This window comes from Vibrio sp. 11986-1-5 (assembly GCF_963878025.1).
Lineage (GTDB): Bacteria > Pseudomonadota > Gammaproteobacteria > Enterobacterales > Vibrionaceae > Vibrio > Vibrio injensis.
This window is the reverse complement of record NZ_CAWNVW010000011.1, coordinates 201192-225983: the sequence shown is the minus strand read 5'-3', so window position 1 is coordinate 225983 and position 24792 is coordinate 201192. Positions and strand designations below refer to the sequence as shown.

At 44.2% G+C, this 24792-nt stretch carries 19 protein-coding genes; 4 read left to right on the top strand and 15 right to left on the bottom strand.

The features are described from left to right. Positions 1-45: 45 nt before the first annotated feature. Complete coding sequence (gene argS / locus AACS00_RS04025) at positions 46-1779, top strand: arginine--tRNA ligase (RefSeq protein WP_110166583.1); 1734 nt, start codon at positions 46-48, stop codon at positions 1777-1779. A gap of 108 nt (positions 1780-1887) precedes the next feature. Next, positions 1888-2316 carry an HIT family protein gene (locus AACS00_RS04020; RefSeq protein ID WP_110166582.1) on the top strand — a complete coding sequence of 143 codons (429 nt, stop codon included), beginning with the start codon at positions 1888-1890 and terminating at the stop codon, positions 2314-2316. A 76-nt stretch (positions 2317-2392) separates the two neighbouring features. On the opposite strand, the gene AACS00_RS04015 is transcribed toward AACS00_RS04020, so the two are convergent. The 5 genes from AACS00_RS04015 to znuA all read right to left on the bottom strand — a co-directional run bounded on the left by AACS00_RS04015 (position 2393) and on the right by znuA (position 10460). Next, positions 2393-2623: a FeoC-like transcriptional regulator gene (locus AACS00_RS04015; protein ID WP_110166581.1), complete on the bottom strand. Its 231-nt coding sequence runs from the start codon at positions 2621-2623 to the stop codon at positions 2393-2395. Continuing rightward, on the bottom strand, positions 2620-4890 hold the full coding sequence (gene feoB, locus AACS00_RS04010) for a Fe(2+) transporter permease subunit FeoB (RefSeq protein ID WP_110166580.1): 2271 nt from the start codon (positions 4888-4890) through the stop codon (positions 2620-2622). The genes AACS00_RS04015 and feoB overlap by 4 nt, the downstream gene beginning before the upstream one ends. Continuing rightward, a complete protein-coding gene (locus AACS00_RS04005; protein WP_072669863.1) occupies positions 4890-5117 on the bottom strand; it encodes a FeoA family protein in 228 nt (75 codons plus the stop codon). Before AACS00_RS04005 ends, feoB begins: the two co-directional genes overlap by 1 nt. 674 nt (positions 5118-5791) lie before the next feature. Next, on the bottom strand, positions 5792-9112 hold the full coding sequence (locus AACS00_RS04000) for an AraC family transcriptional regulator (RefSeq protein WP_258306833.1): 3321 nt from the start codon (positions 9110-9112) through the stop codon (positions 5792-5794). A 460-nt stretch (positions 9113-9572) separates the two neighbouring features. Continuing rightward, positions 9573-10460 (bottom strand): zinc ABC transporter substrate-binding protein ZnuA, encoded by an 888-nt coding sequence (gene znuA, locus AACS00_RS03995; protein ID WP_072669864.1) that lies wholly within the window; start codon positions 10458-10460, stop codon positions 9573-9575. 78 nt (positions 10461-10538) lie between these two features. Between znuA and znuC the strand changes: the two genes are divergently transcribed. Next, positions 10539-11324, top strand: coding sequence for a zinc ABC transporter ATP-binding protein ZnuC (gene znuC, locus AACS00_RS03990; protein WP_110166579.1), 786 nt, complete (start codon positions 10539-10541; stop codon positions 11322-11324). Continuing rightward, a complete protein-coding gene (gene znuB, locus AACS00_RS03985; RefSeq protein ID WP_110166578.1) occupies positions 11317-12105 on the top strand; it encodes a zinc ABC transporter permease subunit ZnuB in 789 nt (262 codons plus the stop codon). The genes znuC and znuB overlap by 8 nt, the downstream gene beginning before the upstream one ends. 55 nt (positions 12106-12160) lie before the next feature. Here the strand turns inward: znuB and AACS00_RS03980 are convergent, their stop codons facing one another. The 10 genes from AACS00_RS03980 to sdhC form a co-directional block, all read right to left on the bottom strand. Then, complete coding sequence (locus tag AACS00_RS03980; protein ID WP_110166577.1) at positions 12161-13579, bottom strand: Na+/H+ antiporter NhaC family protein; 1419 nt, start codon at positions 13577-13579, stop codon at positions 12161-12163. Further along, a complete protein-coding gene (locus AACS00_RS03975; RefSeq protein WP_110166576.1) occupies positions 13576-14736 on the bottom strand; it encodes a trans-sulfuration enzyme family protein in 1161 nt (386 codons plus the stop codon). The genes AACS00_RS03980 and AACS00_RS03975 overlap by 4 nt, the downstream gene beginning before the upstream one ends. 338 nt (positions 14737-15074) lie before the next feature. Beyond that, the gene (gene sucD, locus AACS00_RS03970; RefSeq protein ID WP_004394800.1) at positions 15075-15947 is read right to left on the bottom strand and encodes a succinate--CoA ligase subunit alpha; all 873 of its coding nucleotides are present in this window, start codon (positions 15945-15947) and stop codon (positions 15075-15077) included. Then, a complete protein-coding gene (gene sucC, locus AACS00_RS03965; protein WP_110166575.1) occupies positions 15947-17113 on the bottom strand; it encodes an ADP-forming succinate--CoA ligase subunit beta in 1167 nt (388 codons plus the stop codon). Before sucC ends, sucD begins: the two co-directional genes overlap by 1 nt. A 172-nt stretch (positions 17114-17285) precedes the next feature. After that, positions 17286-18494 carry a 2-oxoglutarate dehydrogenase complex dihydrolipoyllysine-residue succinyltransferase gene (gene odhB / locus AACS00_RS03960; RefSeq protein ID WP_072669870.1) on the bottom strand — a complete coding sequence of 403 codons (1209 nt, stop codon included), beginning with the start codon at positions 18492-18494 and terminating at the stop codon, positions 17286-17288. 28 nt (positions 18495-18522) lie between these two features. Continuing rightward, complete coding sequence (gene sucA / locus AACS00_RS03955) at positions 18523-21333, bottom strand: 2-oxoglutarate dehydrogenase E1 component (RefSeq protein ID WP_072669871.1); 2811 nt, start codon at positions 21331-21333, stop codon at positions 18523-18525. 87 nt (positions 21334-21420) lie between these two features. Next, positions 21421-22131, bottom strand: a complete 711-nt coding sequence (locus AACS00_RS03950) for a succinate dehydrogenase iron-sulfur subunit (protein WP_072669872.1) — start codon at positions 22129-22131, stop codon at positions 21421-21423. Positions 22132-22145: 14 nt separating this feature from the next. Further along, positions 22146-23912 carry a succinate dehydrogenase flavoprotein subunit gene (gene sdhA / locus AACS00_RS03945; protein ID WP_072669873.1) on the bottom strand — a complete coding sequence of 589 codons (1767 nt, stop codon included), beginning with the start codon at positions 23910-23912 and terminating at the stop codon, positions 22146-22148. Next, the gene (gene sdhD / locus AACS00_RS03940) at positions 23913-24257 is read right to left on the bottom strand and encodes a succinate dehydrogenase, hydrophobic membrane anchor protein (RefSeq protein ID WP_072669874.1); all 345 of its coding nucleotides are present in this window, start codon (positions 24255-24257) and stop codon (positions 23913-23915) included. After that, positions 24251-24643, bottom strand: a complete 393-nt coding sequence (sdhC, locus tag AACS00_RS03935) for a succinate dehydrogenase cytochrome b556 subunit (protein ID WP_072669875.1) — start codon at positions 24641-24643, stop codon at positions 24251-24253. Before sdhC ends, sdhD begins: the two co-directional genes overlap by 7 nt. Positions 24644-24792: the final 149 nt, after the last annotated feature.

Genomic DNA, 24792 nt, shown 5'->3' with positions numbered 1-24792 from the left:
ATAAAATGCATACCAAACCAGTTTCCAGAATCAAAGGACACGCGTGTGAATATTCAAGCACTGATTAATGATAAAGTCTCTCAGGCTCTTGAAGCCGCTGGTGCACCTGCAGGAAGTCCTGCAGCAGTACGTCAATCTGCAAAACCACAATTCGGTGATTATCAAGCGAACGGCGTAATGGGCGTCGCCAAACAGTTGGGGATGAATCCGCGAGAATTCGCACAGAAAGTGATTGATGTATTGGATCTCGATGGCATTGCCAGTAAAACCGAAATCGCAGGGCCGGGTTTTATTAATATTTTCTTAAGTGAAGATTTTCTTGCTCAGCAAGCCGAATTGGCCCTTGCTGATGCTCAGCTCGGAGTCAGTAAAGCTGAACCACAAACCATTGTCGTTGATTACTCCGCTCCTAACGTGGCAAAAGAGATGCACGTGGGTCATTTACGCTCGACAATCATCGGTGATGCCGTCGTTCGTACGCTGGAGTTTTTAGGTCATAACGTGATCCGAGCCAACCATATCGGTGACTGGGGAACTCAGTTCGGTATGTTGATTGCCAATCTTGAGCGTGTACAGCAACAGTCTGGCGAAGTCTCGATGGAGCTCTCTGATTTAGAAGCTTTCTATCGCGAATCCAAAAAACTTTATGACGAAGACGAAGAATTTGCTGCTAAGGCACGTAACTACGTGGTGAAACTGCAAAGTGGTGATGCTTTCTGCCTAGAGATGTGGAAGAAGCTGGTCGATGTGACCATGATTCAAAACCAACAAAACTATGACCGCCTCAATGTTTCATTATCGCGTGATAATGTCATGGGTGAAAGTATGTACAACGATATGCTACCGGGTATCGTCGCTGATCTAAAAGAAAAGGGCATTGCTCAAGAAGATGACGGCGCTCAAGTTGTCTTTTTAGATGAATACAAAAATAAAGATGGTGAGCCAATGGGCGTTATCATCCAGAAACGTGATGGTGGTTTCTTGTATACCACTACCGATATTGCTTGTGCGAAGTATCGTTATGAAACACTGGGAGCGGACCGTGTTCTGTACTTCATCGATTCCAGACAGCATCAGCACCTCATGCAAGCGTGGACCATCGTACGTAAAGCAGGCTATATCCCTGAGCATGTGTCACTTGAACACCACGCGTTTGGTATGATGCTAGGTAAAGATGGTCGTCCGTTTAAAACTCGTGCAGGTGGGACTGTGCGTCTTGCCGATCTACTCGATGAAGCACAAGTACGCGCTGCGGCACTGATTGAAGCGAAAAATCCAGATTTAAGCGTAGAAGAGAAAAGCAGTATTGCCACCACTGTCGCAATGGCTGCCGTAAAGTATGCCGATCTGTCAAAACATCGTACCACCGATTATATTTTCGATTGGGACAATATGTTGGCATTTGAAGGTAATACTGCGCCTTATATGCAGTACGCTTACACTCGTGTTGCCTCAATCTTTGCTAAAGCTGGTATTTCAATGGATGAACTTACTGGCCAAATCATTATTGGTGAAGAAAAAGAAAAAGCTTTGATCGCTAAACTGCTGCAGTTTGAAGAAGCGGTACAAGCCGTCGCCCGTGAAGGTCAGCCACACATCATGTGTGGTTACCTATTTGAACTGGCTGGTCAATTCTCTAGTTTCTATGAAGCGTGTCCAATCTTGGTTGCGAGCAATGAAGAGAGCAAGCAGAGCCGCTTGAAACTTGCTGCGCTGACAGCAAAAACCATCAAACAAGGCTTGGATCTACTCGGCATTAACACTCTAGAACGAATGTAAGTAGCGAGTCTCTCGTCAACGACGAATCAATATAATATATTAAGAACAAAAGGCTGGCGTTGTGCCAGCCTTTATTACATCGAACAATCGTCCAAAATGGAGGCAACGATGCCGTTTGAACTTCACCCACAACTGGCAAAAGACACCGATATCATTGGTCACTTCCCACTGTGTGTTGCGTTATTACATAAAGAATCGGCGGTACCTTGGGTGATCCTAGTACCGAAGCGAGAGCATCTGAAAGAGCTTCATCATCTGCCCATGCCCGAACAACAGCAATTTTTATTGGAATCTCAAGCCATCAGCCAAGCACTTGAAGCGTTGTTTCAGCCCGATAAAATTAATCTCGGAGCACTTGGTAATATCGTGCCCCAATTACACATCCATCATATTGCGCGCTTTACCAGTGATTGCGCTTGGCCGGGACCAGTATGGGGAAATACCCAAGGGCAGCAGCGCGACGCCGATGAGCAACAAGCAATGCTAACTCGTTTGCAAGGTATCTTAGCGCTGAGCCACTTATTCTCAAAAGCTTAACGTTAAGCCTTCATTGACAAAAAAGCCGTACATGTACAGTACGGCTTTTTATTTTATTAATGGTAGGGTTAATCCGTCACATCGTAACCGTCATCGATAAGCCATTAACTCGGTTTAGGCAATAACGAACACGAGTCACATAATTAGCTGCATTAGTATCGATTAAGCGTGAAATTGTCCCTTTTTTTATCCACACGTCCAGCATGGCATCAACACCATCTTCACTTAAAGCAAAACGTTGCGCGAGCTCTTTACGAGTCACACACTCTTGTTGTTCAATGCATTGCTTTAGTTCAGATAAAATCATGCTATTTGCACCTGTAGCGATCTCGATTCACGCCCCACTTTCTTAAGCCAATAATAAATCGCTAGTGATAAGCTAATGATACCGACAATCCATAATGAACTAGTTACAGGATGATCATAAAAATGGGTCGCCTGATAAAAGAGTGCAGCAGCACCGTATGCTAAGCCCATCGTCCAAACTGCAATAAACCTTGCGTATTTAGCGCCGAACTCTCGAACATAGGCACCCATTGCTGCCACGCAAGGCGTATATAGCAAAATGAAAATTAAGTAAGAAAAGGCCGCGTAACCACTTACAAAGTGATGTTGTAAATTACCAAAAATTGAAGCGTCGACTTCTTGCTCTTCCGCTAATGCACCTGTATCGGATAAATCACCCACTTCAATACCCAAAGGATCAGCAAAGTTAAGACCCATTAAGTTTTCAGGAATCGATAATACCGCTTCTTGTAAACTGGCCCATAAATCGTACTCTTCATCTTCACTATCAACCGAGGTGTAAAGGTTATTCAGCGTGCCAACAACCGCTTCTTTAGCAAAAATACCTGTAATGATCCCAACCGTTGCAGGCCAGTTATCTTGATTAATACCAATCGGAGAGAATAAAGGAGTGACTACCTGAGCGGCACTAGACAACACTGAGTTATCGCTGTCTTCATTACCAAATGAGCCATCCGTACCAAGTGAATTTAAAAAGCTCAGAATGGTCACAACGATAACAATCGTTTTCCCCGCGCCAAGCACAAAACGTTTCAGTTTTTGCCAAGTTTTGATCAGCACGTTTTGTAACGTCGGTAATTCATAATCTGGCATCTCCATTAGCAAACTATCACTTGACCCTGGGTACAAGGTTTTTTTCAATACCCATCCAGTAAAAATGGCCGCAACAATACCGAGCAGATAGAGAGCAAAGACAATATTTTGGCCACTTTGTGGGAAAAATGCCGCAGCAAATAAAGCATAAACAGGTAAACGAGCACCACACGACATAAAAGGTGCCATCGCGGCGGCCAGCTTACGTTCACGCTCTTGATCTAAGGTACGCGTCGCCATTATCGCCGGTACGTTGCAACCAAAGCCAAGTACCAGTGGTACAAAAGCTTTACCTGGCAAGCCTATTTTTTGCATCACTTTATCCAATACAAAAGCGGCGCGAGACATATAGCCTGAACTCTCTAAAATGGCTAAAAATAGATATAAACAGGCGATCACAGGAATAAAGGTAGCGACGGTTTGAATACCACCACCAAGACCATCAGCAATTAAGGTTACTAACCAAATAGGCAGATGATCATCGAGCAAATAATGACCACCATCAACCAAGAGAGCCCCTACCCCAATATCAAAGAAGTCGATAAATGCACTGCCAATGTTAATGGAAAACATGAACATCAAGTACATGACGACAAAAAAGAAAGGCACGCCAATCCATTTGTTTAAGATAATTTGGTCAGCTTTTTCAGTAAAACTGTGGCTAAGTTTACCTTCACTGCGGCGGACCTGCTGGCAACAGTGATGTAAAAATGTGTATTTTACGTCTGCGACATGCAAATCAATATCAAACTCACACCCTCGCTGTACACTGATCACGTTTAAGCGTTCTGATTCTGGTAACCCATTGATCACCATAAGATCATTTTCTAACGCCCTTATCGCTAGAGAACGGGCCGAGACTTCTTGTTGAGCAAATAGTGGCAATAAGGTACTGATCGCTTGCTCAAACGGTAGACCATAGTCCAACTCCAACTGTTTCAGCGCAATGCCTTGTACCACTTTTTTATGCAACTGTTGCTTGAAGCTAGTAACTTGCTGTTTATTATTGGCAGAGAGTGCTAATACTGGACAGCCCAACACTTGTTCTAATTTTTTAACATCAATGGTTTGTCGCTCACGCTTAAGCGCATCCATTTTATTTAACACCACCACCATTGGGCGGCCCAACTCGCGTAGCTGCAGCGTCATATACAAGCTTCGCTCTAAGCTGGTAACATCGACAACATTGATAATTACGTCCGCAGGGTGAGTCAGGACGGCTCGAGAGGCGATCGATTCATCGATACTATTGCTATCATTGCCACTGTCTAGCGCATAAATACCTGGTAAGTCGGTAATATAAAATTCATCACCTGAGTGTGTGTAACGCCCCGTCTTTTTCTCAACCGTGACTCCCGCCCAGTTACCAACCTGCTGTCTTGCTCCAGTCAATCCGTTAAATAGGGTTGTTTTACCGCTATTAGGATTACCTACGGTTAAAATTTGATATTGCATTAGGCTTTCTCCACCTCAACCGCAGCAGCGATGCTCTCTCGAACGGCCATCGATACCCCTCGAACTTCAATTTGTAAAGGATCGCCCATCGGTGCACGACGGATTAATGTGACTAACGTATTAGGTAATACACCCATTACCATTAATTTTTTACGCACGTCGACCGACAGTTCATTCAATGCCGTGATGAGTCCGGACTCACCCGCTTTTAATTCAGACAATTTCATTAAGGGCCACACAAACAATATTGTTAATGAGAAGGATTGCTATTACTGGATAATACTCGGTAAATAAAGGGCAATCATTGTGTGAAATCAAAGATTGCATAAATTGACATCTTCTCATGACCACATCATCAACCGCCAAGATTGTTATTTCCGCTAAAAAATGACTCGTTAAAAACGTCAAAATCATTTTCTTGTTATAAGACAATTCCTACAATTCACACTATAAACAGTCAAAATAAAAAATATAATCGATAAAAAAACAATGCGTTAGCATAGAAAATCAAGAATGGCGCTTTTGTTAGGTGAGGTTGGCGTTAATTTTATAAGCAAAAAAAGCGGAAGTTATTATAGTCAACTGGTCAGCGGGAATTGACCCGAAGATAGAACTCCAGAGGTGATATGGCACTGCCCATATCACTCCGGCAGCAAGCGAAGGTGTCATTGACACCCGTGGTATAGTCCCCCGGCTATACCACGATATTTTTTTCATCGACCGCTCAATTACTTTTCTCGATCAACTTCTGAGTAATATTCTCCTTAAAAAATCACTCCATACGACTCAACGTTAGCTTAAGTAATACGTAAACGATAACGCAATCAACGAGAATGGTTCTGCTTAGCCCAAAAGCCAGTGAGGTCAATACGACGTAATACTCCGTCGCTATTGGTTTCGGTTATTGTGACTCTTCCGCAAACTGAGAGGGCGATAATCCATATTGATGTTTAAAACGTTGACTAAAATACGATGGGTCGTTAAATCCACACAAAAAAGCAACTTGAGAGACTTTTCCACCACTCATCAATAAACTACAGGCTTGCTCTAAACGATATTCCGTTAAATATTCTTTAAACGTTTTGCCCGTTAGGGACTTCATCCGCCGCTGTAGACTACGCTCCGATAGATACATTTTTTTAGCGATATCAGAGGTCGTAAATTCAGGATCAGCATAACACTCAGCAACAACATAATTGAGTTTTCGTAGCCATTCCAACTCATTATTACTCTGCAGTTTTGATGATAATTCCGACGTTTGTGCCGATTCTATAGGGATAACTTGTGGCCACATCAACTCGATTAAGTTTCGCTCACTGGAGGAGTGAATCGATAAATTTCCACCAGATAGCGCCACCAGTTCATTAAGGGGAAATTGAACATTACCATTAGAAATCACCATCAGTTTATCCAGCAAAACAGATGTAGAACCATAATCTTTGATGATCACGACAACCTGCCCCTCACGTTCAATTGTCTCGATAATCAATGTCTGATGAGCATACAAACGCTTTAACGCATCCGATAATAAGGCGTTAAAAATCACATCTAATCCCGCTTGTTTAACCAGTACATCAGGCAATATATCACTCGGTTGATAATCAATTTTAACATTGGCTCGTTCAAATTCACCGTGCCAGCTATGGAGTACAGTCTCAAGTACCAAAGATAATGAACAACTGATGGTCATCGACTCACCAGATGAATTAAAGGCGCTGATTTGTACTATCTGATCCGTGAGTTGTTCAATCAACAATGACATTTCAGATGAATGATGTGGGTGAGTCTGAACGGCTAACTGTTTAAGTAGTTGCTGGTTTTGACTTTGCCAACGCTCCAACCACAAGTGACGGATCTGTATCTGTTTACGTAATAACAAGTTATGGCTGAGTAATATCTTACTTTGCTGTTGCAACTGACGGGTTTTATTAGCAATCTGCTGCTTAAGCTCCTGATTCACTCGGTCCATTACTCGTGATCGCCACCCGGTCAGTAATCCGCCAGCCAACAATACACTCGCAACATAGCCAGCCATCGCCCAATAGGAAAAATACCACGGTTTTAATACTTGAAAATTTAATGTTTGATCAACTCTATCTTCTCCAATATGTCGCAGCGATAGGGTGTAGTGACCGGGTAAAAGATGATTCAGCGTGAGCTGTGGACCTTCAAACCTTTGCCATGGCTCATGATTGAGACTGAATTCTAATGCCTGCCCTCTTGCATCGGGTAATGCACCAAATTGAAAGCTGATGGCTTGTCCATAGGTCACTCGCAAAGGCGATAAATTAGCCCCACCAATCTGTATCGGTTGGTAGTTGACACTGACTTGGCTAAAAATGAGCGAAGAATGAGGCGGCTCGGCATTAGCCAGGGATGATGTTTGAATCGCCAGAAGGCCAAACATTGACGAAAATAGCATCTGCTCTTGAGTATAAGACGCGGAGCAGACACCGCTTTCTAACTCATTATTGACTAAGCCATGAGGAGAGCCAAAATGTTTATTAATTGAGCCGTCATCATGATAGAGAGTCAGGCCTTTAGAAGAGGCTAACCATATTCCTTGTGGGCTACTGACTATACATTTAAGACGGATATTCTCTTCAATCAACGGCACAGTGAACAACGATAGCTGATCAGCCAAACGTCGAAATACCCCTCGCTCGCTGACAAACCATACTTCCCCCGTTGCCGTTTCCGTTATAGCTAAATTGGTACCATAATCAGCCGTTCGTTTGTCATAAGTAATTTGACTGTTTTTTAAGACATAAACACCATGCCGAGTACCGATTAATAAGCCATGTTCACGACTACTATACAAAGCTGTAACGGCTAAGTCTTGCTTGTTATCCAACAACCAATTGTGACCAAAATCCGTGTAATGCTGCGAATCGGGATGATAAGACCAAAGCTGATTGTTAGAGACCCCCCATAATCGCCCCTCATTATCGATCGTTAAATGTTGAATCGATGAATGGCGTAAAATAAAGGGGAGCAGATTTGACAAGTCACGATGTTGTTTGAATGAACGTAATCTCAAGCCTTGTTCGGTGGCAATCCACAGTCGATCGTCCAACAATAGGGCATCGTTCACCACTCCTGAGTAAACCCGTAATTTTTTACCCTGCTGTTCCCCATCAAATAGATACAAACCATCCTGAGTTATCATTAAATATTGGTTGCTACTTGGTATGGGACGTAAGCGTTTCAGTTTGCTATTGAGACGTTCATGGGTAATGCTATCTGCCAAATAACGCGTAAACTTTTGACTAAAAAGAGAAAAGTAGCGCACACCTTGATCTGTGGCAATCCAAATTCCGCCATGCTGATCATTAGCGAGAGCGTAGATTCGACCTTCAGGTAACCCATAAGGCCCCTGCTCGTTACTGATCAATTGGGTCGTTTTCTCCGTCGCTAAAGAATAGACAAATAATCCTTTATCACTACCAATCCAATACTCACCTTCGGCTTCAATGATCGCAAAGACTTGACCATCACCTATTTTTTTTAATGGGTATTCAGAGTGAAAAATATCAATCAATAGAGCTCCTTTATGAGTACCTACTAATAGATGATTTTTTTTGGGAGAAAAATAGAGCGTCTGGACTGGATTTTTTCCAGACGGACGAATATGTGAAAAGGCTTGAGCCTCAGAGATATACGTACCGACATTGGTGGCTAACACCCACTTATAATGCACCAATTCAGCGTCATTAATGTGCACTTGGCTAGCTTGATTAAGCTGATACAGTTTCGCTAATGAGTAAATTTTGAGTTGCTTGGTTTGTAAATGATAAGTATAAAAATGCGCCCCATCACTGAGCCAAATGTAACCATTTGAAGCACCAATTTTTTCTATTAATATTCCTGGAGTTAAGCTCAGCACTAATTCTGACTCAGCACCGGGCCGTGTTTGGTACAGTTCATTATCGATAAAAGTCCAAAAACGTCCTTGTGCGTAGGTGAGTTGCTGCTGCTTATCACGAAACAGAGAGCCTTGCTTAGGTAGCATCGTTTGCCCATCAAAAAACATGACTTTTCCGTGCACATCGTGAATCCATAGCCCACCTTCATCACCAAGAAATAAATTTTGTGCAATGAAAGTTTTCCCTTGAGCAAGTGTTGGTAATGGATAAAACACCGCTGGTGCGCTATCTCTCGCGTAAGCAGGTAAAATACTCCAACTAAAAATAGAGAATATAAGCAGAATAATGTGCTGCAAAATGCGTCCTTTACTGAATCATAGGCTAGCAACCCAATACAACATGGTCAGGTTATTTCTCAAAGAAAATTAATTAACCAAGACGCCTAAACCACTGTTCAATTAATCACAACTGAACCACGACCTTGTCATTGTAGGATTGGTACTTTGGTGTGTTGATTTCGGCATATGTCGCGACAAAAATCATCAATACCAAGAAAAGTAATCGGCATTTTATACCTAACACATGGTAATAAACAGATTTCGACTACTGATATGAAGCGTAATTAACGCCCAACTTCGAAAAGTGCGAGATCAGTAAGCCTCTCTGAGTAAAATGGGAGGATATAAGTGTAAAAAAGAAGGAAGGTAACGAGGAACCCCACTCACCAAGGCGATTGAGGTCCGAAGTTAAAAACACATACAATAATAAGCAGAAGCTGCGAGGTAAACCTCAGCAGCCCCTCACCACCAGCCATCGCTATTGAGACAAACAGCTATAAAAACTATTGGATAACTGGTCTAAAAACTTAAAGTAACTCCCTGACTGTACTGGTATATTCGAGCCGAGGGGGTCAAGTACGCCAATATGAACGTGACTACCACGAACAACGGTTTCAATTACCGCAGGTTGAAATTGTGGCTCTGAGAAAACACATTTAACTTGATTATCGGTTAATGAACGACGGATGCTTATCAAGGTTTTAGCGCCCGGTTTACGCTCAGGGCTTACGGTAAAATGACCAATATTATTTAAACCATAGCGCTGCTCAAAATAAGCGTACGCATCATGAAAAACATAATATGATTCAGCTTTGACCGCCGCTAACTGGGTAGCGATCGCTTGATCAGTACTATCAAGTTGCTTCAAAAAGCGAGCTAAATTAGCTTCATATTGTGGACGATGATCAGGATCCATCTCGCCTAAACGCTGCGTGATTGCCTGAGCCACTTGTTTGACTTGCACAACTCCAAGCCAAAAATGAGGGTCATGAGTGCCATGATTATGCCCATCATGATCGTGATGATGATGTTCATCTTCTCCATAGGCACGAAGCTCTAAATTAGGGATCTGGCTGAGGGTCAACACATTAGGATGTTGACTTAAAGAACGCGCTAAGAAAGGTTCAAGATCAGGACCAAACCAAATCACTAATGAAGCTTCACGAATCCGCTTTACATCTGAAGGACGCAGGGCATAATCGTGCGGCGACGCATTCGCAGACAACAATACATCCGGTTGACTGACATTTTCAGTGAGCTCATGAGTAATCATTTGAATCGGTTTAATACTGGTCAAAATGCCACTCGCCCATCCCGATAAGGGAAAAGCAATGAGTAAAGTGCACAATGTAAATCGAGAGAGCATGGTAATTTCCTGCTGGTAGCGTTGATAACTGCGAAATGTTACATTATAACATCACCCAATTGCAAACGAGTTTCTTTCATGTCAACACTCATTGAAATGCATGACATCTGTGTTGAGTTCAATCAGCGCCGAGTTCTGGATAAGATTAGCCTTTCTCTGTCCAGAGGTAAAATAACCACTTTAATTGGCCCGAATGGCGCGGGAAAATCGACGTTAGTTCGTGTGCTACTTGGTTTACATCAACAAAACTCTGGAACCCTTTCGCGAGATAAACATCTTAAGATTGGTTATGTTCCACAAAAATTAAAGTTAAACGATACCTTACCACTTAGCGTAAGTCGCTTTCTTCGTTTAGCCGGAAAATACAGTCAACAAGAACAATTAGACGCATTGCGCTTAGTCGGTGCTGAGCATCTTCTTCATCACGATATGCATAAATTATCTGGTGGTGAGAATCAGCGAGTGTTACTAGCACGAGCTTTATTACAGCGTCCTGATTTGCTTGTACTTGATGAACCCGCTCAAGGTGTCGATGTTCAAGGACAAATTGATTTGTATGATCTTATCGACACCATTCGCTTACGTTTCAACTGCGCTGTTTTTATGGTGTCACACGATTTGCATTTGGTCATGGCCAAAACCGATGAAGTGATCTGTTTACATCACCATATTTGTTGTTCTGGTTCCCCAGCCGATATTTCTCAGCATCCGAGTTATCTGGCACTGTTTGGCCATCGTAGTAAAGAAACTCTCGCTTTTTATCAACACAAACATCAGCATCATCATGACTTAGCTGGGCAACCCGTTAAAGGTGATGCTCAAGCCTGTTCACATCATTCACACGGTCATCATCACCATGATTGAGTTTTTACTTCCTTCTATCGCTGCCGGAATTGGCATCGCGATTATTGCCGGGCCGCTTGGCTCTTTTGTCGTTTGGCGACGTATGGCCTATTTTGGTGATACTCTCGCCCACGCGTCATTGCTTGGTTTGGCGCTCGGTTTTCTCCTCGATATCAACCTCTATTTTGCCCTGCTCGTCTGTAGCCTAAGTCTAGCGGTGATCTTAGTGACCATGCAACGCCAGCAATTGATTGCGACCGATACCTTATTGGGAATTCTAGCCCATAGCTCTCTGTCATTAGGTCTGATTGCCGTGAGTTTTCTCGACAATGTCCGTATTGATTTGATGAGCTATTTGTTTGGTGATCTACTGGCCGTCAGTCCCGCAGATTTATGGTTTATCTGGAGTGGTGTTGCAGCGGTCAGTCTCGCCGTCTATCTCTTTTGGCGTCCACTACTTTCCAGTAGCGTGAATGAAGAGTTGGCCAGTGTTGAAGGGGTCAATATTGAATTGATGCGTCTGGTGCTGATGCTACTGATTGGCTTAGTGATTGCTGTCGGCATGAAATTTGTTGGCGCATTAATTATGACCTCACTGATGATTATCCCTGCGGCGACAGCAAGACGCATGGCTAAAACGCCAGAACAGATGGCGTTATTAGCTTCACTGATCGGCATTATTTCCGTCTTGATTGGCATCAGCTTGTCATGGCGATTCGATACTCCGGCAGGCCCTTCAGTGGTCATCAGTGCAACCATGATGTTTATGCTCAGCCAAATGGTTAACCGCCGCTCTGTTTAAACGCCTCAGCCTAACGTCAGTATAAAGGCCTGTTTTAACAGGCCTTTATTTTATCTTACCAACTACCTAAAACAGCAAATATGAGGCAGCTTATCAAGCCTACCACCAGCACGTAAGGAAACTGTGTACGGATATGGTCAATATGGTCATTACCTGTTGCCATCGAAGATACAATTCCAGTATCACTGATCGGCGAGGTCATATCACCAAAAATAGCCCCTGATATTGCAGCCCCAATCAATAAATGTGGATCGAGATCGGCTGCCACGCCGACTTGAATCCCTATCGGAATCATGATCGCAAATGTTCCCCATGAAGTCCCTGTCGCCAAAGACATCACCGCTGCAATCAGAAATACAAATGCTGCCGAAAGTCCAGCTGGTAACACGCCATCAATTAATTGCGTGATGTATTGTCCGGTTTGCAGATCGGCTGATAGGTCACCAACCAAAAAGGCTAAAGACATAATGGCACCCAATGGGATCATATTTGAATAGCCAGCGAGTAAGTGACGGAAAAAAGCATCTAGTGATAAAACGCGAGTTCCAACAAAATAAATCAGCGAAATACAAGTGCCCGCCATGACCGCCCAAAAGACAGCCGTAGAACCAGAGCCAGAGGTAAGATTGCCATTTCCAGTAACCCATAATCCAAACGGCACCATAAGGATGATCGTTAACAACGGCACGATAAAATAGCTTGGTTTACCATTTGCAATAATGGGTTCAACCTGCTGATCACCGGCAATCGGCAAAGCACCTTCTCTTAATACTCGACCTTGTCGCGCCCTTTTATCAGCCTTAGCCATTGGCCCCCAGCCCACGCCCGAAAAAATATAAAACAGCACAGCAAGTAATGATAACCAAGCCATTAAGTTATAGGGCATTGAGGCAAGTAAGATAGAGAAAGACTCCCCCTCTAAATAACCTCGGCTTATTTGAACACCAATGATTGCCATCATTGCAGCGCCCCAGCCATTGATCATCACCGTGGAACAGGTAGCTACACATGAAGATTGAATCACATAGGCCATTTTCTCACGCGACACTCGATAATGATCGGCTAAATCTCTACTGACCGTTCCTGCCGACATGAGAGAAATTGAGCTTTCAATAAAAATGATCATGCTGGTTAACATCGCTAACAACTGTACCGCGATAGGACTTTTGACCAGTTGGGATCGCTCCGTTAAGCTATGAATGATCGCTTGCGTACCGCCGGTAATCTGAATCAAACGAATAATCCCCCCGACCATAAAACAAAATAAAATGGTGCGAGTATTACCTGCATTGGCAAATACCTTAATATAACTGTCTAGAGTATCAGCAATGCCCGTCAATGGATTGAAACCAGCAATCACCGTGTACCCAACAACAGCGCCAATCAATAGCGATAAAATTACTTGTCGAGTCAGCACCGCCAAGGCTATCGTCACTAGTGGAGTTAATAATGTCCAAACGCCATAATCACTCATATGGCTTCCGCCGAAAGTGCAGTGAGTAAATCTGCAATCAAGTCATCGCTATCTTCAATTCCGACCGATAAACGAAATGTGGTATCAAAAATCCCCATCGCTTGGCGCTCTGCTTCACTCATTGAGCCGTGAGACATAGAGGCGGAATGATTGATCATGCTTTCCACCCCTCCTAATGATTCCGCTAAAATAAAGTAACGCAATCGGCTTAAGAAACGTTGGCTATCTGTGCGATTACCTTGGAGCTGAATGGTAACAACCGCCCCTCCAGAGCGCATTTGCGATTGGCATAATGCATAGTGAGGGTGTGTTGCTAAGCCAGGATAATACACCGCTGCAATTGCAGGATGATCACTCAGCGCTCGTGCGACTTTCAATGCATTATCACACTGACGCTGCATACGTAAATCGAGCGTTTTTAAACCACGTAAAGCAAGGTAAGCATCAAAAGGTGATGCGATGGCACCGACGGTTGTTTTAGCAAAATCAATCCGTTTCGCTAGCTCAGGATCAGCCGTAATCAACGCGCCGCCAATCATATCCGAGTGACCACCAATGTATTTACTGGTGGATAGCATCACCAGATCGGCACCGAGGGTTAATGGTGTCTGGTTCCAAGCAGTAGCAAAGGTGTTATCAACACAAGTCAAGATACTGTGGCGACGGGCAAACGCACAAACTTTCTGAATATCCACCAATTCTAGTAATGGATTGGTCGGCGTTTCTATCCAAATCATCGCGGTATTGTCTTGTATTACCGATTCAATAGCAGCCAGATCATTCAAATCTACATAATCAACCGTTAAGCCATTATTCTGTTTACGTAGCTTGTCAAATAAGCGGTGTGTACCACCATACACACCACGCATGGCAATAATGTGTGCATTTTGAGTTAACAGTTCAAGGGCTAAGGATGTCGCTGCCATACCAGACGCCGTCGCTGTCGCATAAGTTCCTTGCTCTAATGCTGCTAATGCACTTTCGTAAGCATAACGCGTGGGATTAGCGACTCGCGAATAGCCATAATCAGCAGACTGTTCGAGATCGGTTTGAATAAAGCTACTTGCGGTATAAATCGGTGGAAAGGCAGCATTATGACCAGCATCATGCTGATCGCCGCCATGGACTGCCAGAGTGGCAAAATTTGGTTTTTTCATGATTTCATCCACATAACATTTGATGGGTGTTCAAACATGCATTATTCAACAATGCAAAGAAGACGCTGAATTTGCCTTATCTGGAGATTTATTTTTGATAATGCTAAGGCTTTTTTTTGTCAAAATGAGACAAGAAGTAACATTGTATTACTTTATGATTGGATACCAAAAATAGAATTCGCTTCTATGTTATGCCTTTTCAACAAGAGCAGCAGTGGAATTGATTGAGATTTCTATTTGGATTTGGGCTCTAGGAGTAACAAGGTCTAAACCCCATAACAAAAAAGCCTCCGTAAATTGGAGGCTTTCGAGATAAGAAACTCATTTTTATCAGCGTATTACCAACCGGTAACTTCACGCAAAGCTTGACCGATATCCGCCAGACTTTTCACGGTTTTCACGCCTGCCGATTCTAGTGCCGCAAATTTCTCTTCTGCGGTACCTTTACCACCAGAAATGATCGCACCAGCATGGCCCATGCGCTTACCTGGAGGTGCAGTCACACCTGCAATATAGGAAACAACAGGCTTAGTCACATGCTGTTTAATAAACGCAGCCGCTTCTTCTTCCGCTGTACCACCGATTTCACCGATCATCACAATCGCTTCGGTTTCAGGATCGTCTTGGAACAGTTTTAGAATATCAATAAAGTTAGAGCCAGGAATTGGGTCACCACCGATACCAACACAAGTTGATTGACCAAAACCTTCATCGGTGGTCTGTTTAACCGCTTCATAAGTTAAAGTACCTGAGCGCGAGACAATGCCCACTTTACCTTTCTTATGAATGTGTCCTGGCATAATACCAATCTTACATTCATCAGGGGTAATCACTCCAGGGCAGTTTGGACCGATCATCCGTACTCCGGTTTGCTCCAACTTGACCTTAACATCAATCATATCGATTGTCGGAATACCTTCGGTAATGGTCACGATCAGCTCAATACCAGCATCAATGGCTTCTAAAATAGCATCCTTACAAAATGGCGCAGGTACATAAATCACTGTCGCTGTGGCACCGGTCGCTTCAACCGCTTCACGTACAGTATTAAACACAGGCAAACCAAGATGAGTTTGACCGCCTTTACCCGGAGAAACACCACCCACCATTTGTGTACCATAAGCTAATGCTTGTTCAGAATGGAAAGTACCTTGACCACCCGTAAATCCTTGGCAAATGACTTTGGTGTCTTTGTTAATTAATACCGACATTATTTGCCCTCCGCAGCAGCAACAACTTTACGCGCAGCGTCAGTCAATGACTCTGCTGCAATGATATCTAAACCCGATTTTGCCAACACATCACGACCAAGTTCAGCGTTAGTACCTTCAAGACGAACAACCACTGGCACTTCAACACCGACTTCTTTCACCGCGCCAATAATCCCTTCAGCAATCATGTCGCAGCGTACAATACCACCAAAAATATTCACCAATACCGCTTTAACATTGTCATCAGACAAAATGATCTTAAACGCTTCAGCCACACGCTCTTTCGTTGCGCCACCACCAACGTCTAAGAAGTTCGCAGGTTTGCCGCCGTGTAAGTTAACAATATCCATGGTTCCCATCGCTAGGCCAGCACCATTAACCATGCATCCCACGTTGCCATCAAGAGCGACGTAGTTCAATTCCCACTGTGCTGCATGAGCTTCACGGGCATCTTCTTGGCTAGCATCGTGCATTTCACGCAGTTTAGGCTGACGGTATAAGGCATTCGAATCGATATTGATTTTACCATCGAGGCACAATAGATTACCGTCACCGGTAATCACTAATGGGTTTATCTCTAGTAGAGCAAGATCATACTGCGTAAACATCTCACTTAAACCCATGAAGATTTTAACAAACTGCTTAATTTGATCGCCTTGTAGACCAAGCTTAAACGCCAGTTCACGTCCTTGGTATGCTTGCGCACCGACTAATGGATCGATCGCCGCTTTATGGATAAGCTCTGGCGTTTCTTCTGCGACTTTCTCGATTTCTACTCCGCCTTCCGTTGAAGCCATAAACACAATTTTACGTGTTGCACGGTCAACAACAGCGCCCAAGTAAAGCTCATTCGCGATACTGGAAGCTTCTTCAACCAAAATTTTAGAGACAGGCTGACCGTTAGCGTCGGTTTGATAAGTAACAAGGTTTTTACCAAGCCACTTTTGGGCAAAAGCTTTCACTGCATCTTTACTTTCATGCAGCTCGACACCGCCCGCTTTACCACGTCCACCAGCGTGAACCTGACATTTTACGACTTTCTTTACTGTACTAATCCGTCCAGCAGCTTCAAACGCTTCTTGCGGAGTATCACAGGCATAACCTTCTGGGACTGGCAAACCGAATTCAGCAAATAGCTGTTTTGCTTGGTATTCATGCAAATTCATTGTGTTATTCCATTTATGTATTTTTATTCCATAGAGCCCAATACATGGTTGGACTTTACGTCTGTAGGAGTACTCTGAGCGAGTAGCCAAATGGCTTAAACAAGGCCGGGCGCTGAGCAAGCCCGGCTTTTTACCCGTTAACCGATGAGAGCAGAACTCTCTCCGATAAACATTACACGTCTAGAAGTAGACGCGCCGGATCTTCTAGTAACTCTTTCACTGTCACTAAGAAACCAACCGACTCACGACCATCAATCAAACGATGATCATAAGACAAGGCAAGATACATCATAGGTAAGATTTCTACTTTTCCATCCACCGCCATTGGGCGATCTTGGATTTTATGCATCCCCAAAATTGCCGCTTGTGGTGGGTTAATGATCGGTGTTGACATCAATGATCCAAATACACCGCCATTAGTAATGGTAAAGTTACCACCGGTAAGCTCTTCTACCGTTAACTTACCGTCACGACCTTTCAACGCCAGCTCTTTAATGCCCTTTTCAATTTCGGCAAGACTGAGCATATCGCAATCTTTTAGGACTGGAGTCACCAAGCCACGCGGCGTTGATACTGCCATGCTGATATCAAAATAATTATGATAAACAATATCTTGACCATCAATGGAAGCGTTCACTTCAGGGTAGCGTTTTAAGGCTTCAGTAACCGCTTTGACGTAGAAAGACATAAAACCAAGACGAATGCCGTGTTTTTTCTCAAATAGATCTTGATACTGTTTACGCAGATCCATAATTGGCTTCATGTTGACTTCATTAAATGTCGTCAGCATCGCAGTGCTATTTTTTGCTTCTAATAAGCGCTCAGCAACACGTTTACGTAAACGTGTCATTGGTACACGCTTTTCACTACGAGCGGCAGCGGCAAGTGGCGCACTAACTGGTGCTACTGCTGAAGTCGAAGCTTGATTTTTCGCTAAATAAGCTTCAACATCTTCACGCGTAATGCGACCACCAACACCTGAACCTTTAACTTGAGCGGGTTCTAAATTATGCTCTGCCAGCAAACGGCGTACCGCTGGGCTTAACGCATCATTAGACTCTTCACTGAGTGCCGCTTTATGGCGTTTATCAGGAGATGGCTCGGTCGAAGCGGTCGAGTCTGCGGTTGGCTCACCAGCAACGGCACCCGGTTTAATCCGTGCCAATAGCTGCTTTGATAGCACGGTAGCGCCTTCTTGCTCTAAAATTGACTCAAGCACCCCAGCTTCAGGAGCTGGTACTTCCAACACCACTTTATCGGTTTCAATTTCAACCAGCACTTCATCACGAGCGACAGCATCACCAGGCTGTTTATGCCATGTCGCTACGGTGGCGTCTGCTACTGATTCGGGTAGATCTGGAACCAGAATTTCAACTGTCATATCGGTCTTTTCCTTTTACTTCTTGTTCTTAGGCTAGGGTCAAAGCGTCTTCAATTAACGCTTTCTGCTGTTTCAAGTGTACCGACATATAGCCCACCGCCGGTGATGCTGATGCTGGTCGACCCGCATATTTTAAATCCGCTCCGGCCGGGATAGCCGCGCGGAAATTGTGCTGGCTACTGTACCAAGCGCCTTGGTTTTGTGGCTCTTCTTGACACCAAACATAATCGACGACATTGGTATAAGGTGCGATTGCTGCTTGTACTTCTTCAATTGGGAATGGATACAATTGCTCAATACGAACAATAGCCACATCATCTTGCTGATTGTTTCGGCGTTGCTCAAGCAAATCGTAATAAACCTTGCCAGAACAGAAAACAACCCGCTTAACTTTCGCGGCATCCAACGAATCAATCTCACCGATTGCTGGTAAAAATGAGCCGTTAGCCAACTCCTCCATACTTGAGGTACAAAGTGGGTGACGCAGCAAGGACTTCGGTGACATCACGATCAGTGGGCGACGCATTTTACGCACCACTTGACGGCGTAGCATGTGATAGACCTGTGCCGGAGTGGATGGAATCACCACTTGCATATTTTGCTCTGCACAAAGCTGTAAATAACGCTCTAAACGTGCAGAAGAGTGCTCTGGACCTTGGCCTTCATAACCATGAGGTAGCAGCATGGTCAAACCACATAAGCGTCCCCATTTTTGCTCACCAGAAGAAATAAACTGGTCGACCACTACCTGAGCACCGTTAGCAAAGTCACCAAACTGCGCTTCCCAAATGGTTAAGCCGCTTGGTTCGGCTGTTGCATAGCCATACTCAAAAGCCAATACCGCTTCTTCTGATAACACAGAATCGATGACTTCAAATGGACCTTGTTTGGTATGAATGTTCGCCAAAGGAACATAAGTACTGGCATCGGCTTGATTATGTAAAACCGAGTGACGATGGAAGAAAGTCCCACGTCCAGAGTCCTGACCAGAAATACGGATACGCTTACCATCGTCAACGAGCGTAGCGTAAGCCAAAGTTTCGGCCATTCCCCAGTCGAGCATTTTTTCACCAGAAACCATACTCATTCGGTCATGGTAAATTTTCTCAACTCGACTTTGCAGCTTATGACTTTCTGGATACTGACACACTTTTTCTCCCAACTCTTTTAGGCGTTGGAGAGGAAATTGATTATCCCAGTTTTCGTTCCATTCACGATTGATATAAGGTGACCAATCAACCGAGTGCATGGTCATCGGCCGCCACTCTTTCACCACCACTTCACCATGATCCAACGCATCACGATATTCATTCACTAACTGAGTCGCGGTTTCTAAGTCACACTCATTTTTATCGGTAAGAATATCAGCGTAGATTTTGCGCGGTGTGGGATGTTTTTTGATTTTCTGATACATCAACGGCTGAGTCGCATTAGGCTCATCCGCTTCGTTGTGACCATGACGACGATAACAAACCAGTTCAATCACTACATCACGTTTAAACTCATTACGATAATCGAGAGCCAAACGAGTCACGAACGCCACCGCTTCTGGATCATCTGAGTTAACATGAAGAATTGGCGCCTGAACCATCTTCGCAATATCAGTACAGTACATGGTTGAACGTGTATCGCGAGGATTGGAAGTGGTAAAACCGACTTGGTTATTGATAACAATTCGAACCGTTCCACCCACACAGTAGCCGCGAGCTAAAGACATGTTAAATGTCTCAGCGACAACACCTTGTCCGGCAATAGCAGAGTCACCATGAATGGTGATCGGTAATACTCGGTTTCCTTCAGAATCACCTAAACGATCTTGACGAGCACGAACTGAACCGATAACCACTGGGTTGACGATTTCTAAATGCGAAGGGTTAAAGGCCAACGCTAAGTGCACATCACCGCCCGGGGTTGCGAAGTCTGCCGAGAAACCTTGGTGATATTTAACATCGCCAGTGCCCCATGTCTCATCATGCTTACCGGCAAACTCGTCAAACAAGTCCTGTGGCTTTTTACCCAATACGTTGACTAACATATTCAGGCGTCCACGGTGAGCCATACCGATCACCACTTCGCGCATACCATGAGTACCCGCGTGACGAATTAACTCTTTCATCATTGGAATTAACGCATCACCGCCTTCCAGTGAGAAACGTTTTGCGCCGGGGAATTTTGCACCAAGATAACGCTCCAAACCTTCTGCAGCCGTTAATTCCTCAAGAAACTTGCGCTTTTCTTCCAAAGTAAACTGAGGTTGGCCTAACACTGGCTCTAAACGTTGTTGAATCCATCGTTTTTGCTCAGTATCAATAATGTGCATGTATTCTGCACCGACTGAACCACAATAGATTTTGTTCAACGATTGATAGATATCTTTCAACTTCATGGTATCTGCGCCAACGGCAAAAGAGCCGACGTTGAACGTTTCTTCCATGTCATCTTCAGTTAAGTTATGGAATGAGGGGTCAAGTTCCGCCACCGGTGGGCGTTTCCATAAACCAAGAGGATCTAATTGGGCAGCTTCATGACCGCGGAAACGGTAAGCGTTGATAAGCTGTAGAACTTTTACTTGTTTTGCATCGACTTCAGGATCACTAACTTGGACATTGTAATGCTTTGTCTCTTGAGCAAGCCGACGGAAGTAGTCACGGACACGCGAATGTGGTTGTTCAACCACATGATCAGGCTGCATAGGCAGACCATCAAAAACACGTTTCCACTCCTCACTCACCAGATCAGGATCACTTAGATACAGTTCGTAGAGATCTTCTACATAAGTTGCATTGGCGCCAGCCAAGTGTGAAGACTCGAGCCATGCCTTCATCACGCCGTTGTGCATTATTTTCCCTTAACCAGTAGTTTTCACGTTTGCTGCGGTCTATGCCGAGCTATAAAAGGCAGGCCCGAAGGCCTGCAATCTTTTCATCTAAACCGAGCGGTTGACCAGCATCGACTTGATATGGCCAATTGCTTTTGTCGGGTTTAATCCCTTAGGACAAACACTTACACAATTCATGATGCCATGGCAACGAAAAACGCTAAATGCATCATCAAGATTTGACAAGCGCTCATCTGTTGCCGTATCGCGGCTATCAATTAACCAACGATAAGCCGCTAGCAATCCTGCTGGACCGATAAATTTATCTGGGTTCCACCAGAACGACGGACAAGAAGTGGTACAACATGCACACATAATACATTCATACAGCCCATCCAAATGTGCGCGATCTTCAGGTAACTGGAGATGCTCACGAGAAGGCGGTATCTCACCGTCAGAAATCAAAAATGGTTTCACTTTGGCGTAGTTATCGTAGAACTGTGTCATATCGACGATTAAATCGCGCACGACGGGTAGACCCGGTAATGGGCGAATAACAATTTTACTGCCTTTCAAAGCAGAAAGAGGGGTAATACAGGCTAATCCGTTTTTACCATTCATGTTCAAACCATCAGAGCCACATACCCCCTCACGGCAAGAACGACGAAAAGCGATCGATGGATCCTGCTCTTTCAATAAGATCAGAGCATCAAGCACCATCATGTCCGAACCTTCTGCAACATCGAGCACATAATCTTTCATGTATGGCTTGCTATCAACATCCGGATTGTAACGATACAAAGAGAAGTTAAGTTTCATAGTTGAGTCCTCCCTTAGTATGTACGAGCTTTAGGTGGAAAAGCATCACGATGAATCGGCGTCATATTGACATCACGCTTGTTCATCTGTTCGGTTTCTGGATCGTAGATGGAATGGCATAACCAATTAGCATCGTCACGTTCAGGATAATCGAAACGAGCATGAGCGCCTCGGCTTTCCGTACGATAATTCGCCGCCACGGCGGTAGAAAATGCCGTTTCCATAAGATTATCTAACTCTAAACATTCGATACGTTGAGTATTAAACTCTTTTGACTTATCGGCTAAATGCGCATTTTTCAAGCGATCACGAATGACTTTCAGCTCTTCAAGTCCGGTTGCCATGGCTTCTCCTTCTCTAAATACCGAGAAGTTATTTTGCATACAACGTTGCAAATCTTTACGAATTTGTACCGGGTCTTCGCCACCAGTACTGTTTTCCCAACGCATCGTACGAGCAAGAGAAGCTTCGATATCTGATTGTGTTGCGGGGCGAGCTTCCGTTTGCGCGGCTAAAGTCTCACCAAGGTGCAATCCTGTCGCACGACCAAATACCACTAAATCTAATAATGAGTTACCACCGAGACGGTTTGCGCCATGAACTGAAACCGAGGCAATTTCGCCACAAGCGAACAAACCTTGCACTTCAATATCTTTGCCGTTTCTATCTTGTTTGATGGCTTGACCAGAGACCTGAGTCGGTACTCCTCCCATCATATAATGACAAGTAGGAATCACCGGAATCGGCTCTTTAACGGGATCAACATGGGCAAAAGTCCGAGACAGTTCGCAAATACCCGGTAGGCGTGATTCAAGAACATCTCGACCTAAATGATCCAGTTTCAGCTTAATGTGTGGACCCCATGGGCCATCACAACCACGACCTTCACGGATTTCAATCATCATTGAGCGAGCAACCACGTCACGGCCAGCTAAGTCTTTCGCATTAGGCGCATAGCGCTCCATGAAACGTTCACCATCTTTATTCAGTAGATAGCCACCTTCACCACGACACCCTTCTGTCACTAGCACGCCAGCTCCAGCAATCCCTGTTGGATGGAATTGCCACATTTCCATGTCCTGCATCGGAACACCGGCGCGCAATGCCATACCCACACCATCACCAGTATTAATGTGCGCATTGGTTGTTGACGCATAAATTCTTCCGGCACCGCCAGTAGCCAGTACCGTCGCTTTCGATTTAAAGTAGCAAATTTCTCCCGTTTCCATGCACAACGCTGTACAACCCAAAACAGCGCCATCTTGGTTTTTAACGAGATCCAGTGCATACCATTCGGAGAAAATGGTCGTTTTGTATTTAATGTTCTGCTGATAAAGCGTGTGCAACAGCGCATGACCAGTCCGGTCCGCAGCGGCGGCAGTACGTGCCGCTTGCTCACCACCAAACTCTTTCGATTGGCCACCAAATGGGCGTTGATAAATCGAACCGTCTTCAAAACGAGAGAAAGGCAGTCCCATACGCTCAAGCTCAATCACCGATTGAGGGCCATTTTTACACATGTACTCAATTGCATTCTGATCACCAATGTAGTCTGAACCTTTAACGGTATCGTACATGTGCCACTGCCAATCATCTTTATGTGAGTTACCCAAGGCTACAGTAATGCCGCCCTGAGCTGAGACCGTGTGCGAACGAGTTGGAAATACTTTAGATAGCAAAGCACAGGTTAAACCTTGCTCTGAGATTTGTAGCGCGGCGCGCATGCCGGCACCGCCAGCACCGATAACAACAGCATCGAATTCACGAACAGGAATAGTCACTTACACACCCCACAATACGAATAGGCCAGAGAAAAAGTATCCAAATAACACCGCAATAACGACCAATTGCAAAACACTACGCAACTTTGAGCACTTGACGTAATCGGTCAATACTTGCCAAAGCCCTATCCAGCCATGAATCAAAATACAAACTAAGGTCAACATGGTGAACACTTTAGTGAAAGTGCTAGAGAAAAACTGAGTCCATGTTAAATAGGTAATGTCAGTGAAAGCACAAAACAACACTACGTAAAGGGTATAAAGGGTCATAAGAATGGCCGTGGCACGAATCAAGAGATAATCGTGTACCCCATTACGACCAAACGAAGAAACATGCTTTACCATACTAATACCCCCGCTAACACTGATAACACTAGCGTGATAACCAATGATATTTTGGCACTCAGCGCACCACTTTCTAACTCTTCAAAATACCCCATATCCATAAGAAGATGACGTATACCACCGACAATATGATAGGCCAATGCTGTTAAGATGCCCCAAAGAACAAACTTGACAAAAAAGCCATTAACGATATGACTCGCCTCCATAAATCCTATTGGTGATGACAAAGAGAGGGACAGTAACCATAACAATATACCGACCGCCACAAACGTTATGATCCCCGCGATACGATGCAGGATAGAAACGATGGCTGTGATCGGAAAGCGTATAGTCTGCAGATCTAGATTAACCGGTCTTGACTTTCTTTCTTTCACGGGCTTGCTCACTCAGCTCTAATTGAAGCATTTATAGTTATCGATGAAATTTGGCAACAAACCGACAAAACCTAACATTTATTCAACAAATAAACGGCGATAACTGCGCTTACATTGTAAAAAAAATGTTAATTACAAGGTTAAGTGTTTTTACCTTGAAT

Coding starts and splice junctions, on each gene's coding strand:
- sucA (WP_072669871.1), bottom strand. CDS start 21,333: ATGCACAACGGCGTGATGAAGGCATGGCTCGAGTCTTCACACTTGGCT.
- znuA (WP_072669864.1), bottom strand. CDS start 10,460: ATGCTCTCTCGATTTACATTGTGCACTTTACTCATTGCTTTTCCCTTA.
- AACS00_RS04020 (WP_110166582.1), top strand. CDS start 1,888: ATGCCGTTTGAACTTCACCCACAACTGGCAAAAGACACCGATATCATT.
- sdhD (WP_072669874.1), bottom strand. CDS start 24,257: ATGGTAAAGCATGTTTCTTCGTTTGGTCGTAATGGGGTACACGATTAT.
- AACS00_RS03980 (WP_110166577.1), bottom strand. CDS start 13,579: ATGAGTGATTATGGCGTTTGGACATTATTAACTCCACTAGTGACGATA.
- AACS00_RS03950 (WP_072669872.1), bottom strand. CDS start 22,131: ATGAAACTTAACTTCTCTTTGTATCGTTACAATCCGGATGTTGATAGC.
- AACS00_RS04015 (WP_110166581.1), bottom strand. CDS start 2,623: ATGATTTTATCTGAACTAAAGCAATGCATTGAACAACAAGAGTGTGTG.
- AACS00_RS03975 (WP_110166576.1), bottom strand. CDS start 14,736: ATGAAAAAACCAAATTTTGCCACTCTGGCAGTCCATGGCGGCGATCAG.
- feoB (WP_110166580.1), bottom strand. CDS start 4,890: ATGCAATATCAAATTTTAACCGTAGGTAATCCTAATAGCGGTAAAACA.
- znuC (WP_110166579.1), top strand. CDS start 10,539: ATGTCAACACTCATTGAAATGCATGACATCTGTGTTGAGTTCAATCAG.
- sucD (WP_004394800.1), bottom strand. CDS start 15,947: ATGTCGGTATTAATTAACAAAGACACCAAAGTCATTTGCCAAGGATTT.
- sucC (WP_110166575.1), bottom strand. CDS start 17,113: ATGAATTTGCATGAATACCAAGCAAAACAGCTATTTGCTGAATTCGGT.
- AACS00_RS04005 (WP_072669863.1), bottom strand. CDS start 5,117: ATGAAATTGTCTGAATTAAAAGCGGGTGAGTCCGGACTCATCACGGCA.
- odhB (WP_072669870.1), bottom strand. CDS start 18,494: ATGACAGTTGAAATTCTGGTTCCAGATCTACCCGAATCAGTAGCAGAC.
- znuB (WP_110166578.1), top strand. CDS start 11,317: ATGATTGAGTTTTTACTTCCTTCTATCGCTGCCGGAATTGGCATCGCG.